This window comes from Arthrobacter sp. JB02-1C (assembly GCF_057748045.1).
Genome location: NZ_CM173235.1, coordinates 1,542,876 through 1,558,799, shown reverse-complemented (window position 1 = coordinate 1,558,799; position 15,924 = coordinate 1,542,876). Strand labels below are relative to the sequence as shown.

The 15,924-nt window shown below is 67.3% G+C and carries 11 protein-coding genes; 5 read left to right on the top strand and 6 right to left on the bottom strand.

Annotated features, from left to right (window positions below):
- Positions 1-17: 17 nt before the first annotated feature.
- On the bottom strand, positions 18-1,502 hold the full coding sequence (locus AC3ANP_RS07345) for a helix-turn-helix domain-containing protein (protein ID WP_488332664.1): 1,485 nt from the start codon (positions 1,500-1,502) through the stop codon (positions 18-20).
- A 167-nt stretch (positions 1,503-1,669) separates the two neighbouring features.
- Between AC3ANP_RS07345 and aceA the strand changes: the two genes are divergently transcribed.
- Both aceA and aceB read left to right on the top strand, forming a co-directional pair.
- Positions 1,670-3,016, top strand: coding sequence for an isocitrate lyase (aceA, locus tag AC3ANP_RS07340; protein WP_488332663.1), 1,347 nt, complete (start codon positions 1,670-1,672; stop codon positions 3,014-3,016).
- Positions 3,017-3,123: 107 nt separating this feature from the next.
- Positions 3,124-4,791: a malate synthase A gene (aceB, locus tag AC3ANP_RS07335; protein ID WP_488332662.1), complete on the top strand. Its 1,668-nt coding sequence runs from the start codon at positions 3,124-3,126 to the stop codon at positions 4,789-4,791.
- Between the two features lie 150 nt (positions 4,792-4,941).
- Here the strand turns inward: aceB and AC3ANP_RS07330 are convergent, their stop codons facing one another.
- Positions 4,942-6,090, bottom strand: coding sequence for an MFS transporter (locus tag AC3ANP_RS07330; protein WP_488332995.1), 1,149 nt, complete (start codon positions 6,088-6,090; stop codon positions 4,942-4,944).
- 267 nt (positions 6,091-6,357) lie between these two features.
- On the opposite strand from AC3ANP_RS07330, the gene AC3ANP_RS07325 reads away from it, so the two are divergent.
- Both AC3ANP_RS07325 and AC3ANP_RS07320 read left to right on the top strand, forming a co-directional pair.
- Entirely contained in the window at positions 6,358-6,894 is a 537-nt protein-coding gene (locus tag AC3ANP_RS07325; RefSeq protein ID WP_488332661.1) for a GNAT family N-acetyltransferase, read from the top strand.
- Positions 6,895-7,043: 149 nt separating this feature from the next.
- Positions 7,044-8,150: an IS110 family RNA-guided transposase gene (locus tag AC3ANP_RS07320; protein WP_488332118.1), complete on the top strand. Its 1,107-nt coding sequence runs from the start codon at positions 7,044-7,046 to the stop codon at positions 8,148-8,150.
- A gap of 303 nt (positions 8,151-8,453) precedes the next feature.
- Here AC3ANP_RS07320 and AC3ANP_RS07315 read toward each other — a convergent pair whose 3' ends face one another.
- A complete protein-coding gene (locus AC3ANP_RS07315; protein WP_488330616.1) occupies positions 8,454-9,422 on the bottom strand; it encodes an IS481 family transposase in 969 nt (322 codons plus the stop codon).
- Between the two features lie 414 nt (positions 9,423-9,836).
- Positions 9,837-10,943: an IS110 family RNA-guided transposase gene (locus AC3ANP_RS07310; RefSeq protein WP_488332118.1), complete on the bottom strand. Its 1,107-nt coding sequence runs from the start codon at positions 10,941-10,943 to the stop codon at positions 9,837-9,839.
- A gap of 257 nt (positions 10,944-11,200) precedes the next feature.
- Between AC3ANP_RS07310 and AC3ANP_RS07305 the strand changes: the two genes are divergently transcribed.
- The gene (locus AC3ANP_RS07305) at positions 11,201-11,911 is read left to right on the top strand and encodes a DsbA family oxidoreductase (RefSeq protein WP_488332660.1); all 711 of its coding nucleotides are present in this window, start codon (positions 11,201-11,203) and stop codon (positions 11,909-11,911) included.
- A 10-nt stretch (positions 11,912-11,921) separates the two neighbouring features.
- Here AC3ANP_RS07305 and AC3ANP_RS07300 read toward each other — a convergent pair whose 3' ends face one another.
- Both AC3ANP_RS07300 and AC3ANP_RS07295 read right to left on the bottom strand, forming a co-directional pair.
- On the bottom strand, positions 11,922-13,553 hold the full coding sequence (locus AC3ANP_RS07300) for an MDR family MFS transporter (RefSeq protein WP_488332659.1): 1,632 nt from the start codon (positions 13,551-13,553) through the stop codon (positions 11,922-11,924).
- Positions 13,554-13,762: 209 nt separating this feature from the next.
- The gene (locus tag AC3ANP_RS07295; protein ID WP_488332658.1) at positions 13,763-15,910 is read right to left on the bottom strand and encodes an amylo-alpha-1,6-glucosidase; all 2,148 of its coding nucleotides are present in this window, start codon (positions 15,908-15,910) and stop codon (positions 13,763-13,765) included.
- Between the last annotated feature and the right edge of the window lie 14 nt (positions 15,911-15,924).

Genomic DNA, 15,924 nt, shown 5'->3' with positions numbered 1-15,924 from the left:
CAGAACCTGAGGGCGGGTCAGCTCCCGGAGTGCGCCTGCAGGAAGGAATAGACCTCGGTCTCGTCCACGCCGGGGAAGGCGCCCGGGGGCATCGCCGCGAGCAGGTGTGAGTGGGCGCGGGCCGAGGGCCAGGCGTTGCCGGCCCACTCCGAGGCCAGGGCGGCGGGCGGGCGCTTGCAGCAACTCTCGTCCGGGCAGGTGGACTTGGACCGCTCGGTGGTGTCGCGGCCGCGGAACCACTTCACCTGGGCGTAGGGCACCCCCACCGAGAGGGAGAACTCCCCGTTCGCGGAACGCTCGGTCCGCGCCGTGCACCAGTAGGTCCCGGCCGGCGTGTCGGTGTACTGGTTGTAGGCGCTGAACTTGTCCGGCACGTCGAACACGACCCGGGAGGTCCAGTTCCGGCAGGAGAACTGGCCCTCAATGGCGCCCGTGTGGTCCTGCGGGAACGTCACGCCGTCGTTCTCGTAGGCCTTGTAAATGATGCCGCTCTTGTGCGTCTTCTGGAAGTGCGTGCGCAGGTCCAGATGCTCCGTGGCGAGGTTGGTGAAGCGGTGCGCCGCGGTCTCGTAGGACACCGCGAACGCATCCCGGATATCCTCCACCGCAATTTCCTTGGCCTGCTTGGCCCGCTGCAGGAACTCCACGGTGGCCTGCTCCGGCAGCAGCAGTGCGGCGGCGAAGTAATTCGTGGCCACCCGCTGCATCAGGAAGTCCCCGTAGTTGGTGGGCGTCTGGTGGCCCAGGACGTAGTGGCCCAGGGCCTGCAGCAGCACCGAACGCGGGTCATGGTCGCTCCGGGCGTTCTGGGTCAGATAAATTCGGCGGTTCTTCAGGTCCGTCACCGAACGGGTGGAATGCGGCAGATCGCTGACGTGGTGCAGGCTGAACCCCAGGTGCCCGGCGATGTCCGCGATGACATGGTGGGACAGCGGGCCGGAGGTGTGGCCCACCGAGGCCAGCACCTTCTGCGCCTCCACCTCGTACTCCGGAAAGTAGTTGTTGCGCTCCCGCATCATGGCACGCAGTTCACCGTTGGCGCGCCGGGCTTCCTCCGGGGTCGCGACCTGTTCGTTGAGCCGGCGCTCCAGCTCGTGCTGCAGCCCCACCATGGACTCCAGCACATCCATCGGCAGCCGCGAGCTGATGCGGATTTTGGGCAGCTGCAGCGATTCGTAGAGGGGGCTGCGCTGGTACCGTTCCAGCTCGATTTCCAGGGCCGCACGGCGGTTCGGCGGCTCCGCTCCGAGCAGCTCATCGATGCTGACCCCAAGAGCCGTAGCGAGCTGCTGGAGCAGGCCGAGTTTGGGTTCGCGTTTGCCGTTTTCGATCAGGCTCAGCTGGCTGGGAGCGGTCCCGACGGCGGCACTCAGGTCATCGAGCGTCAGGCCCGCCGCCTTGCGCAGATGCCGGACCCGCCGTCCCAAACTGATGACGTCCACCTCGGGCTCGGCGGGGACCGCGGCGGCTACGGACTGGCGATTCCAGCTGCTTGGATGCATTTCTTGAGAATACGGGAAGAAGTGCGTTTCTTTCCAGAGTTTTGGTCTAGAAAGCCCTTCAGATCTGCAGAAAAGTAGATCTCACAGAAAGATTCACCGCCCCGGATCACACCGGCGGGACCCCGCGAAGAGGCGGTCCCCCGGCCGGCCGTCAGAGGAGATCAGCAATGACCGCAGCATCTGAGCCCAACCAGCAGCCGGCCACGCCGGACACGGCAACTGCCCAGGCCGCAGCCCTGGAGCTCGAGTGGGCTGCCGACCCGCGCTGGGAAGGCGTCACCCGGGATTACTCGGCGTCCGACGTCGTCCGCCTCCGCGGCCGGGTCTCCGAGGAACACACGCTGGCCCGCCGCGGTTCCGAGAAGCTCTGGAAGCAGCTCACCGAGGAGCACAAGGAAGGCCAGTACACTCACGCCCTCGGCGCCCTGACCGGCAACCAGGCCGTGCAGCAGGTCAAGGCCGGGCTGCGCGCCATCTACCTCTCCGGCTGGCAGGTCGCCGCCGACGCCAACAACTCCGGCCACACCTACCCGGACCAGTCGCTGTACCCGGCCAACTCCGTCCCTACGGTAGTCCGCCGGATCAACAATGCCCTGCTCCGGGCGGACCAGATCGAGTTCGCCGAAGGCATCCAGACGGTCGAGGACTGGATGGTCCCAATCGTGGCCGACGCAGAGGCCGGTTTCGGCGGCCCCCTGAACGCCTACGAACTGATGAAGTCCATGATCCAGGCCGGCGCCGCGGGTGTGCACTGGGAGGACCAGCTCGCCTCGGAAAAGAAGTGCGGCCACCTCGGCGGCAAAGTCCTGATCCCCACCCAGCAGCACGTCCGCACGCTGAACGCGGCCCGCCTGGCCGCCGACGTCGCCGGCACGCCGTCGGTCATCATCGCCCGCACCGACGCCGAGGCAGCCACCCTGATCACCTCCGACGTCGACCCCCGGGACCAGGAATTCATCCTCCGCGAAGGCGGCCAGCCGGTCCGCACGCCGGAGGGCTTCTACAAGGTCCGCAACGGCATCGAACCCTGCATCGCCCGGGCCAAGGCCTACGCCCCGTACTCCGACCTGATCTGGATGGAGACCGGCACCCCGGACCTGGAACTGGCCCGGAAGTTCGCCGAATCGGTCAAGGCCGAGTTCCCGGACCAGATGCTCTCCTACAACTGCTCGCCGTCGTTCAACTGGCGCAAGCACCTCGATGACGGCACGATCGCGAAGTTCCAGCGCGAACTCGGCGCCATGGGCTTCACCTTCCAGTTCATCACCCTGGCCGGCTTCCACGCCCTGAACTACTCGATGTTCGATCTCGCCCACGGTTATGCCCGGGAAGGCATGAGCGCGTACGTTGAGCTTCAGGAAAAAGAGTTCGCCTCCGAAGCCCGCGGCTACACCGCCACCAAGCACCAACGCGAAGTCGGCACCGGCTACTTCGACGACATCGCCACCGCGCTCAACCCGAACGCGTCCACTTTGGCCCTGGTGGGATCCACCGAAGAAGGCCAGTTCCACTAAACCCCCCGTCTTTCCCGCCCGTTGCTCTATCACTTTTGGTCCCCATCGGCCTCACTTGGAGACCAAAAGTGATAGGGCAATGGCGGACATTCAAGGAGCAAAGTCCCATGAACAGCTTCACTGACAACTTCACTATCAACGGGGTTACGTTGACTGCCCAGCCGATTTGCCGGCAGGGCGAGGTACTTACTCCGGACGCCCTGGAGTTCGTCGCCGCACTGCACCGTGCGACGGCGGAGCGCCGGCAGGAGCTGTTGCGGGCGCGGCAGGAGCGTCGGCAGCAGATCAGCAAGGGCCAGGATCCGCGGTTCCTGGCCGAGACCGAGTCGATCCGCAACGACCCGGAGTGGCGCGTCGCTCCCCCGGCGCCGGGTCTGGAAGACCGCCGCGTCGAGATCACCGGACCCGTGGATAAGAAGATGACCATCAATGCGCTGAACTCCGGCGCGAAGGTCTGGCTCGCTGATATGGAGGACGCCTCCACCCCGTCGTGGCGCAACGTTATCCAGGGCCAGCTGAACCTGACCGACGCGTTGGAACGGCGGATCGACTTCAGCACCCCGGAAGGCAAGGAGTACAAGCTGCGCGCCGCCGAGGAGCTGCCCACCATCGTGGTCCGGCCCCGCGGCTGGCACCTCCCGGAGAAGCACATGCTCATTGACGGCACCCCGGTGGCCGGCGGCATCGTGGACTTCGGGCTGTATTTCTTCCGCAACGCGCGCCGCCTGATCGCCCAGGGCAAGGGTCCGTACTTCTACCTGCCCAAGATTGAGAGCCACCTCGAGGCCCGGCTGTGGAACGACATCTTCGTCCAGGCCCAGGACCTGCTGGGCATCCCGCAGGGCACCATCCGCGCCACCGTGCTGATCGAAACCATCACCGCCGCGTTCGAAATGGAGGAGATCCTCTACGAACTCAAGGACCACGCCGCCGGCCTGAACGCCGGCCGCTGGGATTACATCTTCTCGCTGATCAAGAACTTCCGCACCCGCGGCCCGCGGTTCGTCCTGCCGGACCGCGGCCAGGTCACCATGACCCAGCCGTTCATGCGCGCCTACACCGAACAGCTGGTGCGGGCCTGCCACAAGCGCGGCGCCATGGCGATCGGAGGGATGGCCGCGGCGGTGCCCAACCGGAAGGACGAGGCGGCGAACTCCGCGGCCTTTGAGAAGGTCCGTGCCGACAAGACCCGCGAGGCCGGCGACGGCTTCGATGGCTCCTGGGTGGCGCACCCGGACCTGGTGCCGGTGTGCCGCGAGGTGTTCGACGGCGTCCTCGGCGACCGCCCGAACCAGCTGGACCGGCTCCGGGAGGACGTCACCCCGGATGACCGCGCGCTGATCGACCTGTCCTCCACCACGGGCACCATCACCGAGCAGGGTGTGCGGAACAACATCGAGGTCGGGATCCGGTACATCGAGTCCTGGCTGCGCGGCAACGGCGCGGTGGCCATCCACAACCTGATGGAGGACGCCGCCACCGCGGAGATCTCCCGCTCGCAGCTATGGCAGTGGATCTTCTCCCGCGCCATCACGGACACCGGCGAAGTCATCACGCGCGAATGGGTGGACGAGCTGCTGGACGAGGAATTCGCCCGGCTGGAGCGCTTCGAGGGCGACCGGTTCGCCGATGCCCGGGACATCTTCGAGGAGGTCACGCTCGGCAACGAGTTCCCCGCCTTCCTGACGCTGCCGGCGTACGACCGCTTCCTGCACGAAGCCCGCGGCGGCGCCGATACGGCGATCTGCGACGACGCCGGCCTGCTCGCCGTCTAGCTGCCCGGGGCCCAGCAGGCCTTCCCGGGTCCGGTCGCCGCTCCCGGCGGCCGGACCCGGGACTTCCAGAATTCCGTTTGCCGGGCCGCCACGCCCTTCGCAACAGGCCCCCCGAAATCCGGGGCGGCGGCCCGGCGACGGAAACCCTTGCTAGTGCGGCTTCGGAACGTGCCGCATCGACAGTGCACAACCCACGATGAACATGACTGCGGCCCCCAGAGTCATCAGCAGCGGCCCGGTCCAGGAGTCCGACGTACTGTGCACGTAGCCCAGCAGCGTCGGTGCGGCCGCGCCGAAGCAATAGCCGGCCCCCTGGACGACGGCGGACATTTTCCCTGCGGAGGCCTGATCGCGGGCCAGCCTGATGATGGCGAGGAAGATCAGGGTGATACCGCCGCCCTGGGCCGCCCCGCCGATGGAGGACCACAGCCACCAGAGCTGCGGCGCCAGCAGGAGACCCAGCGGCACCGCCAGCCACAGCGCGCCGAGGACGAGGGCAACCGTCGTCGTGCTGGCGAAACGTGCGGCGAGCGGGACGCCCAGGCTGCCAGCGATCGCCATGATCTGGAACAGGGATGACCCGGCGCCGGCGGCCGCGGGTGCCAGGCCCAGTTCATCGGCGAGGATGCTCGGCAGCCACGCCGTGACGCCGTAGTAGGCGAACGACTGGCCGGCGAAACCGACGGTCAGCGCCACGGTAATCCAGCGGGATGCCGGGGCGGCCGCCACCCGGCTGGGGTCGGCGCCCGGGATTGCCTCGGGCCGGACCGACTTCCGGCCGACGGCGGGAATCCAGATGGCTGCCGCCGCTACGGCAAAAACGGCACACGCCGCGATGGCCGGCCGCCAGCCCAGCCACTCCGCCAGCGGAGCCGTGATCATCGACGTGACGAAGGACCCGACGTTGAGGGTGGCTGTGTAGGTGCCCATGGCTGCGCCCTGCCGGGCCGGGCTGAAATCACGGCGGATAATCAGCGGGACGACAATGTTGCCGAGGGTGATGGCCACGCCCAGGATCACGGTGCCAAGCATCACCAGCGCTCCGCCGCCGGACGAGCGGACCAGCACGCCGAGCAGCACGCCCAGGAGGGTCAGCGTGATCGCGAACTCCGGCCCCAGTCTCCGGGCCGCCAGCGAGGCCACCGGCGCGGCAAGGGCGAAACAAAGCACCGGGATGCCGGTCAGGTAGCCTATCTCCACCGGCGAAAAACCGAGGTCCCGGTGCAACTCCCCCACCACCGGCGCCACCGCGACGAACGGACCCCGCATGTTGAGCGCGATCAGCCCGATCGCGAGCATCAGGAGCCCGGCGCGCGGGATCCTTGCCGCGGCGCTCACTGTTCGGCCCGGGACGCGGTCCAAGACGCGGCCCGGGATGCGGTCCGGGACCGGATAACCGGGCAGAAGTATGTTTTCATCAGTCCCATTGCTATCACGCCGCCGCGCCCGTCCGAACATCGCGCCCGTCCGTACATGGCGCCCGTCCGAACATCACGGTCAGCCGTTCATGACGGCCAACCGTTCACGAAGGGGCCCGGCTGTGTCCCGGCGACTAAAGTTTGGGGCATGACGCACCACATCCGGAAGGCCACCGCAGAGGACGCCGGTGCACTGGCCGAACTGGCGGCCGTCACCTTTCCGCTGGCCTGTCCGCCGGGCTCCCGCCCGGAGGACGTTGCTGCGCACCTGGCCGGCACGCTCAGCGAGGCCAGGTTCCACGAGTATCTCGCCGACCCGGACGTCACGGTCCTGGTCATTGACGCCGACGGCGGGCTCCGCGGCTACAGCCTCCTGCTGGGCCGCCCGACCGAGGACCCCGACGTGGCCGCGGCCCTGGGCGGCAGACCGGGCCTGGAGCTCAGCAAATGCTACGTCCACCCGGACCACCACGGACTCGGCGCCGCGGCCGAACTGATGCAGGCCAGCGTCGCCTCCGCCGCGGAGGCGGGTGCGGGTACCCTCTGGCTCGGGGTGAACAACCAAAACGCCCGCGCCATCAGGTTCTACGAAAAGTCTGGATTCCGCAGGGTCGGCACCAAGACGTTCCGGCTGGGCACCACGGTGGAACATGACTTCGTGATGGCGCGTTCCATCTCCGCCTAGACGATATGAAGTGTGGTGGTTGCCTGACGTAGGACTGGAACCTCGGGTTCAAAGAGGTTCGTGGGTTGCCAGTCAGGCCACTGTTCCGCGCCGAAGCGCGGGGGGTGTGGACTGGTAGAGCCACATTTGAACGTCTGGAGGTTCCAGCCATGAATAAGCGTACTTATGTCGGTTTGGATGTCCATGCGCGCAGCGTGAAGGGCTGCGCGATTAACCATGAAACGGGCGAGATCCTGAGGCAGAGCCTGGCCGCCAGCGATGCCGGGATCGCCGAGTGGGTTTCCGGATTGCCGGGGCCGGTCCTCGTTGTTTATGAGGCAGGCCCAACCGGATTCGGTTTGGCCCGGCTGTTGGTCGATGCAGGGGTCGAGTGCCTTGTGGCTGCGCCCTCGAAGCTTCAAAGGCCGTCCGGGGACCGGGTGAAGACCGACGCGCGCGATGCCGAGCATCTGGCCCGGTTGGCACTGCTCGGACAGATTACGCCCGTGCGGGTTCCTGGCCGAGCGGATGAAGCGGCGCGTGATCTGGTGCGCGCCCGCGAGGACGTCCGTGCGGACCTGATGAGGGCCAGGCACCGGATCTCGAAGCTGCTGCTCCGCCACGGGCTGGTGTATTCCGGCGGCCATGCCTGGACCGGCGCCCACCACACCTGGCTGCACCGGCAACGATTTGACGATCCGGCCCTGCAGGCCGCCTACGAGGCAAGCCTGGAGACCGCGGAACTGACGCTGGACCGCAGAAACCGTCTGGACTCCAAGATCACCGAGCTGGCGGCAACCGACCGGTATGCCCCGGTGGTGCGGGCCCTGATGTGTCTGCGCGGCATCTCGGTGCTCACCGCCGTCGGCCTCGCAGTGGAAATCGGTGACTGGAACCGCTTCACCGGCAACACCATCGGCGCCTATCTGGGCCTGGTTCCCTCGGAACATTCCTCCGGCGCTTCCCGGTCCCAAGGCGGGATCACCAAGACCGGCAACACCCATGCCCGCCGCCTGCTGGTCGAGGCCGCCTGGCACCACCGCCGGCCCTACACTCACGTCAGCCAAGAGATGCGTTCCCGCTGGGACATCGCGGATGAAGCGTCCCGGGTCCGCGGCCATCAGGGCAACCACCGGCTGCACCGCAAGTGGGAGCAGTTCGAGGCCCGGCACAAACGCCGGGTCATCGCGAACGTCGCCGTAGCCCGGGAACTGGCTGGCTGGTGCTGGTCCCTCGCCGCCCCGATCCAACAGGAACAGCCATGGACGGATGAATAGACGTGTGCCGTTCCCGACCCGGCCTGGATGGCTCGGCAGCGTGGAGGAGACCCGCGATACACCTATGGACAACCGGCCAATCACCCGGTGACGCCCGACATTGCTAGACCAGCGGCACCCCTCCAGCCGAACACCTCGTCCTGCGGTAACCAACCCGCGCATATCAGCATGACAGCGCCTCACGTCGATCACGACGCGCCAGCCAACCGGAGACCACGCAGGGAACGGACACAAAAGAGCGGTCCAGGACAAACCAGCCCTGGACCGCTCACCCTTGCCCTCTTGACAAGGAACGCCTACATATCAGGTGTATTGACCTGAGAGGTTGGTGACGCGGCTGGCGGGTGGTTGACCCTTGAGTGAAGTGTGGCCTCGGTGATGATTGTAGTGATGGAGCCAATCGCTGAAAGCGGCAACACGCTCTGATTCTGATCCGTAGGGTTTGGCGTAGGCCCACTCGTCCAGCATGGTGCGGTTGTAGCGCTCGACTTTGCCGTTGGTCTGCGGACGGTAGGGGCGGGTCCGTTTGTGCGTGATATCCGCACCCAGGGCGTCTTTGAACGCGTAGGAGCGGTAGCAGGAGCCGTTGTCCGTCAAGACCCGTTTCACGGTAATCCCGCAGGACTCGAAGTAGGCGTTGGCGCGTTCCCAGAACCCGGCCGCGGTTTCCTTCTTTTCATCGGCCAGGATCTCGGTATAGGCCAGCCGGGAATGGTCATCAACGGCGTTGTGCAAGAACGCGTAGCCAGGTCTCCGGTTCGCCGCCGTGCCGGTCTTGTTCCGCCTGCCAGCGGCCCTGCCCACGCTCCGGTGACCGCCTCCGTCCGGGATCCGCCCGAGCTTCTTGATGTCCACGTGGACCAGGTCCCCGGGGCCCTCGTGCTCGTAGCGGCGGATCACCCGGCCGGTGGCACGGTCCAGCCAGGACAGCCTGGCCAGCCCGAACCTCGAGAGCACCCGGTGCACGGTGGACGGGTGGATCCCCAGCAGGTAACCGATCCGCGCCGGGCCCCACCGGCGGTTGACTCTGATCGCAATGATCCGCCGTTCCCGCCGGGGGCAGGTCCGTCGCGGCGAGGTTCGGGGCCTACTCGAGGCATCCTGCATGCCGGCCTCACCATGGTCGCGGTAGCGGCCGGCCCACCGCGATGCGGTCGTGACCGAGACCTGGAACCGTTCAGCCGCCCGCCGCAGCGGCCATCCGTCATCAACGATGCATCTGGCCAGCCGGAGCCTGCCCTTAGGCGTGAGGATCGCGTTAGCATGGGACATTGAAGACCTCCTTGTGAACTGGACTCTCGACAAGCCCAACTCCACTCGGAGGTCTTCTTTTTGTCACCCAACCACGCCGGTGTTCCTAACGTCCGTGGTCAATACACCTGATATGTAGGCGTTCCTTGTCAAGAGGGCAAGGGTGAGCGGTCCAGGGCTGGTTTGTCCTGGACCGCTCTTTTGTGTCCGTTCCCTGCGTGGTCTCCGGTTGGCTGGCGCGTCGTGATCGACGTGAGGCGCTGTCATGCTGATATGCGCGGGTTGGTTACCGCAGGACGAGGTGTTCGGCTGGAGGGGTGCCGCTGGTCTAGCAATGTCGGGCGTCACCGGGTGATTGGCCGGTTGTCCATAGGTGTATCGCGGGTCTCCTCCACGCTGCCGAGCCATCCAGGCCGGGTCGGGAACGGCACACGTCTATTCATCCGTCCATGGCTGTTCCTGTTGGATCGGGGCGGCGAGGGACCAGCACCAGCCAGCCAGTTCCCGGGCTACGGCGACGTTCGCGATGACCCGGCGTTTGTGCCGGGCCTCGAACTGCTCCCACTTGCGGTGCAGCCGGTGGTTGCCCTGATGGCCGCGGACCCGGGACGCTTCATCCGCGATGTCCCAGCGGGAACGCATCTCTTGGCTGACGTGAGTGTAGGGCCGGCGGTGGTGCCAGGCGGCCTCGACCAGCAGGCGGCGGGCATGGGTGTTGCCGGTCTTGGTGATCCCGCCTTGGGACCGGGAAGCGCCGGAGGAATGTTCCGAGGGAACCAGGCCCAGATAGGCGCCGATGGTGTTGCCGGTGAAGCGGTTCCAGTCACCGATTTCCACTGCGAGGCCGACGGCGGTGAGCACCGAGATGCCGCGCAGACACATCAGGGCCCGCACCACCGGGGCATACCGGTCGGTTGCCGCCAGCTCGGTGATCTTGGAGTCCAGACGGTTTCTGCGGTCCAGCGTCAGTTCCGCGGTCTCCAGGCTTGCCTCGTAGGCGGCCTGCAGGGCCGGATCGTCAAATCGTTGCCGGTGCAGCCAGGTGTGGTGGGCGCCGGTCCAGGCATGGCCGCCGGAATACACCAGCCCGTGGCGGAGCAGCAGCTTCGAGATCCGGTGCCTGGCCCTCATCAGGTCCGCACGGACGTCCTCGCGGGCGCGCACCAGATCACGCGCCGCTTCATCCGCTCGGCCAGGAACCCGCACGGGCGTAATCTGTCCGAGCAGTGCCAACCGGGCCAGATGCTCGGCATCGCGCGCGTCGGTCTTCACCCGGTCCCCGGACGGCCTTTGAAGCTTCGAGGGCGCAGCCACAAGGCACTCGACCCCTGCATCGACCAACAGCCGGGCCAAACCGAATCCGGTTGGGCCTGCCTCATAAACAACGAGGACCGGCCCCGGCAATCCGGAAACCCACTCGGCGATCCCGGCATCGCTGGCGGCCAGGCTCTGCCTCAGGATCTCGCCCGTTTCATGGTTAATCGCGCAGCCCTTCACGCTGCGCGCATGGACATCCAAACCGACATAAGTACGCTTATTCATGGCTGGAACCTCCAGACGTTCAAATGTGGCTCTACCAGTCCACACCCCCCGCGCTTCGGCGCGGAACAGTGGCCTGACTGGCAACCCACGAACCTCTTTGAACCCGAGGTTCCAGTCCTACGTCAGGCAACCACCACACTTCATATCGTCTAGGCCCCACCGGGCGCCTCCGCCTAGGCCCCACCGGGCACCCGGGCGGTTTGGTCCGCCGGCTTGCTCCCGGGAATGCCACCGGTCCCGGGGGCGTTGCCCACAGCATGAAGATAGAGATCTGGTCCGACGTTGCCTGCCCCTGGTGCTACATCGGCAAGCGCCGCTTTGAAACCGCCCTCGCGGCGTTCCCGCACCGTGACGCCGTGGAGGTGCAATGGCGAAGCTTCCAGCTGGACCCCACCCTGCCGGACCACTACGACGGCACCGAACTGGACTATCTGAGCACCCGCAAGGGCATGGCTCCCGACCAGGTCGCGGCCATGTTCGACCACGTCGCGGCGCAGGGCCGCGGGGAGGGGCTCGGCTACCGCTTTGACGCCGTGGTGGTGGCCAACAGCTTTACCGCGCACCGGCTGATCCACCTCGCGGCCGCGCACGGGAAGCAGGCCGAGGCCAAGGAACGGCTGCTGAGTGACCACTTCGAACACGGACGGGATATCGGCAGCCGCGAATACCTCACCGCACTCGGACGCGACCTGGCGATCGACGCCGCGGAGCTGGAGGAGCTGTTCAGCGCGGAAAAGTACGCCGACGACGTCCGGCATGACATTGCCGAGGCGCGCGCCCTGGGCATCAGCGGCGTCCCGTTCTTCGTCATTGACCGCAAGTACGGCATCTCCGGTGCCCAGCCGGCCGAAACGTTCGGCGCGGCACTGGACCAGGCGTGGCAGGAGAGCCATCCGCTGGTGATGGTCGACGCCGGGCCGGACGCCGCGGACGGCGGCGCCTGCGGCCCGGACGGCTGCTCGGTTTAGGCGCCCCGGGCTACCGGCGCGTGCCGCCCGCCGGGGCGGCGGCGCCGGCGGCCAGGTCGTCGTCGTCCGCGGTGATCAAGATGTTGCCCTCCGCAATGGACTCGGACAGCACGTCGTGCTCGACGCTGGTCGCCAGCGGCTTCTCCTTGACGAAGCACATCAGTGCGGCGGCAACCAGGGCCAGCGGAACCATCCAGATGAAGATCGGCGTCAGTGCGTCATTGTAGGAGGAGACGATGGCCTCCTTGAGCGGGGCCGGCAGCTTGCCGACGACGGCGGGGGTCAGGGAGTTCGACCCGCCGGACGCGCCGCCACCCAGCGCGGCGGCCGGGAGCCGCTGGACCAGAAGTTCGGCCAGCCGGCTGGCGAACAGGCTGCCGACGACGGCGGAACCGAGCGTGGCGCCGATCTGGCGGAAGAAGTTGTTCGACGCCGTCGCGGTCCCCACTTCGCGCAGCGGGAACGAGTTCTGCACGATCAGCACCATGATCTGCATGCTCAGGCCCAGGCCCAGGCCCATCACCGCGAGGTGGGCGCAGATTTCCCACAGCGGCGCGGCCGGCTGCAGGGTGGAGAGCAGCAGCAGGGCCCCGGCCACCAGGACGCCACCCACAATCGGCATCCATTTATAGCGGCCGGTGCGGCTGACCAGCTGGCCGGACACCACCGAGGCCACCAGCAGGGCGCCCATCATCGGGATCATCAGCAGGCCGGACTCGGTCGCGTTCACGCCGAAGGCCATCTGCAGATAGGTCGGCAGGTAACCGATCGCGCCGAACATGGCCACGCCGATCAGCAGGCCGGCGATCGTGGCGAGGTTGAAGTTGAGGTCCTTGAACAGGTGCAGCGGAATGATGGGCTCCGCGGTCCGGTTCTCCACGAGCACGAATGCGGCGGCGCTGACGACGGCTCCGGCAATCAGCCCCAGGATGATCGGGTCGCTCCACTGGTACTTGCTGCCGCCCCAGGTCGCGAACAGCACGAGGCAGGTGGTGGCGACGGCCAGCAGCGCCATGCCGCCCAGGTCCAGCCGCGGCCGGCCGGCGTGCTTGGGCAGCTTGAGGAAAAAGACCGCGCCGGCGAGCGCCAGCAGGCCCAGCGGGATGTTGATCCAGAACACCCAGCGCCAACCCGGCCCCTCGGTGAACCAGCCGCCCAGCAGCGGCCCGGCGACCGAGGCGATCGCGAAGACGCCGCCCATCATGCCCATGTACTTGCCGCGCTCCCGGGCGGGGACGACGTCGGCAATCACCGCCTGCGACAGGATCATCAGTCCGCCGCCGCCCAGGCCCTGGATGACGCGCGCGACAATCAGCATGCCCATGTCGTTCGCCAGGGCGCCGACGACGGAACCGGCCATGAACAACAGGATGGCTGCCATCAGGAGCGCTTTGCGTCCCATCAGGTCGCCGAGCTTGCCGTAGATCGGCATCGTGACGGTGGAGGCGAGGATGAACGCGGTGATGACCCACAGCATGTCGTTCACACCATGGAGTTCACCCACGATGGTGGGCAGCGCCGTGCTGAGTACGGTCTGGTTCAGCGACGCGAGGAGCATCGAGAGCATCAGCCCGACGAACAGCAGGACGATGTGCTGCTTCTCTTCGGGCTGTCCCGGGGCGGGGACTGCGTGGGTCGTCATTTGGGTCCTTAGTCTGCGGAGGAAACTGCGCGGGACGATCCGGGTGCCGGCCGCGTTGCGGTTGCCCATGGCAACTGCTTTAGTCGTGGGGAGGGTGCGGGCGGGCCGGTCAAGGGATTGTGGTCTGAAAGGATTTTTGCACATCTTTGCATCACTGCAAAATTGCATCGGTGCAGGTATTTCCCGGGGGTGCGGGCGCCCGCGGCCGGCTAGTCGCCAGCCTGGCCGCCCAGCCGCTCGTCCAGCGGCGGCCGGGGTTCCTGGAGCAGCTTCAGTCCGGCCGGGACGCCGTCGATGCTGCCCTCCCTGCCGGTTGCGCTGAGCGTGACGCGCGCGTCCCCCAGCCGGACGTTCTCCGCGCGGAACGCCCCGAATTCTTCCGGCATGATGGGCGCCAGGTGGACCACGTTGCGGGTGAAGTCGGGGTCGAACCTGAGCAGGATGCGGGCCAGCTGCACCGGTGTCGCCGCGGCCCACGCCTGCGGTGAACACGCGGTCGGATACGGCACCGGGCCGTGGAACTCGGAACGGTCGAAGCCGCAGAACAGCTCCGGCAGCTGGCCGTCGAAGTGCCCCGCGGCGTCGAGCAGGCCCCGGGCGACCCGCTGTGCTTCATCGACGAAGCCATAGCGCACCAGCCCTGTCGCCACCAGGACCGTGTCGTGCGGCCACACCGATCCGTTGTGGTAGCTGACCGGGTTGTACGCCCCCATGTCCGAGGCGAGCGTCCGGATACCCCAGCCGGTGAACATCTGCGGGGACATGAGCCGTTCCACCACTGCCGGGGCCTTGTCCTCGTCGACGATTCCGGTCCACAGGCAGTGGCCCATGTTGGACGTGCAGGCGTCCACAGGGTTCTTGTCCTTGTCCAGCGCGATGGCGAAATACCCCTTGTCGGGCAGCCAGAAGGTCTTGTTGAACGACTCCTTCAGTGCGGCCGCCCGCTCGGCCCAGTGATGCTCGGTCGCGGAGTCCCCGGCCTCGCGCGCCAGCAGGGCGCGCGCGGTGTAGGCGGCGAAGACGTACGCCTGGACCTCGCACAGGGCCGTGGGCGGCTCCGCCATCCGGCCGTCCGCAAAGTTGATGCCGTCCCAGGAGTCCTTCCAGCCCTGGTTAAGCAGCCCGTGCGGGTTGGGACGCAGGTACTCGACGAAGCCGTCGCCGTCCCGGTCGCCGTAGTTCTCGATCCACGCCAGGGCGCGGTCCGCGTTGGGCATCAACGACTCGAGGACGTCGGAGGAAAGGCCCCAGCGGCTCAATTCACCGAGCACGCTGACAAACAGCGGCGTGGCGTCCGCGGTGCCGTAGTAGGCGGTTCCGCCGAGGGAAAGTCCGGCGGCGACGCCGAGCCGCACCTCATGCGGGATGCGGCCGGGCTCTTCCTCGGATGCCGGGTCCACCTTCGACCCCTGCATACCGGCCAGGGTCTGCAGGGTCCCGGTCGCCAGCGTGGGGTCGATCAACAGCGCCATATAGGAGGACAGCAGCGAATCGCGGCCGAACAGCGCCATGAACCAGGGGGCCCCCGCGGCCACCGCCGCACGGTCGGGATGGTCTGCGCTGAAGATCCGGAGCGCCCCCAGGTCATTTTGGCTGCGCTGCAGGGTGGCTTCGACCTCGTGATCCGCAACGGAGATCCGCGGACCGTTCTCCTCCCACGCCAGGCGCCGCCGGATGCCGGCACGGTGGCGCGGAAGCCCGGTCTCGGTGAAGGGATCCTGCGGCGGCTCCCCGTTGATCAGCGGCACGACGATGACGGTGGCGGACCATTTTCCGCGCGCGGGGATGGTGGGCCGGAACCGCAGGCCCTCCTCGCTGATGACGGCGCCGGCCGCGCGGATGACGGAACCGCGCCGCTGGCCGTGACGGATTGCCTCGATCCGCAGCCCCTCGCCGGTCACCGTCCGTTCCACCGAGTCGGCACCGGACGCCCGGCCGCCCTTGACATCGAAGAGATCCGCCTGGTCCGCATCCGCCAGCAGTTCGATGTCGCACTCAATGGGTTCCCCGGAGTAGTTTTCCAAGGTGATGTCGTCCCGCAGGCCGGGCCCGATGAACCGTTCCTGCCGGACCACCAGCGGGCTGTCGAACCGGCCGCCGGGCCACATCGCCCGGCCGACAAACGTCCCTTCGAAGGAGTCCGGCCGTTGCGCCACCAACGCTTCCCGCAGCGCACCGTTGATGCGCAGCATCCACTGCGACACCACCCGGGTATCGCGATAGAACGCTCCGCTGGTCCCGCCGTCGGGGCTGATGTCCCCGCTGACGGCGGAGATGCAGAACGAGGACCCGTTCACCAGGGTGACGGCATCGGCTCCGGCGATCTCGGCTTCAGTGTCGGCATTCCACGCGGTCATGGATGCGGCCCTCC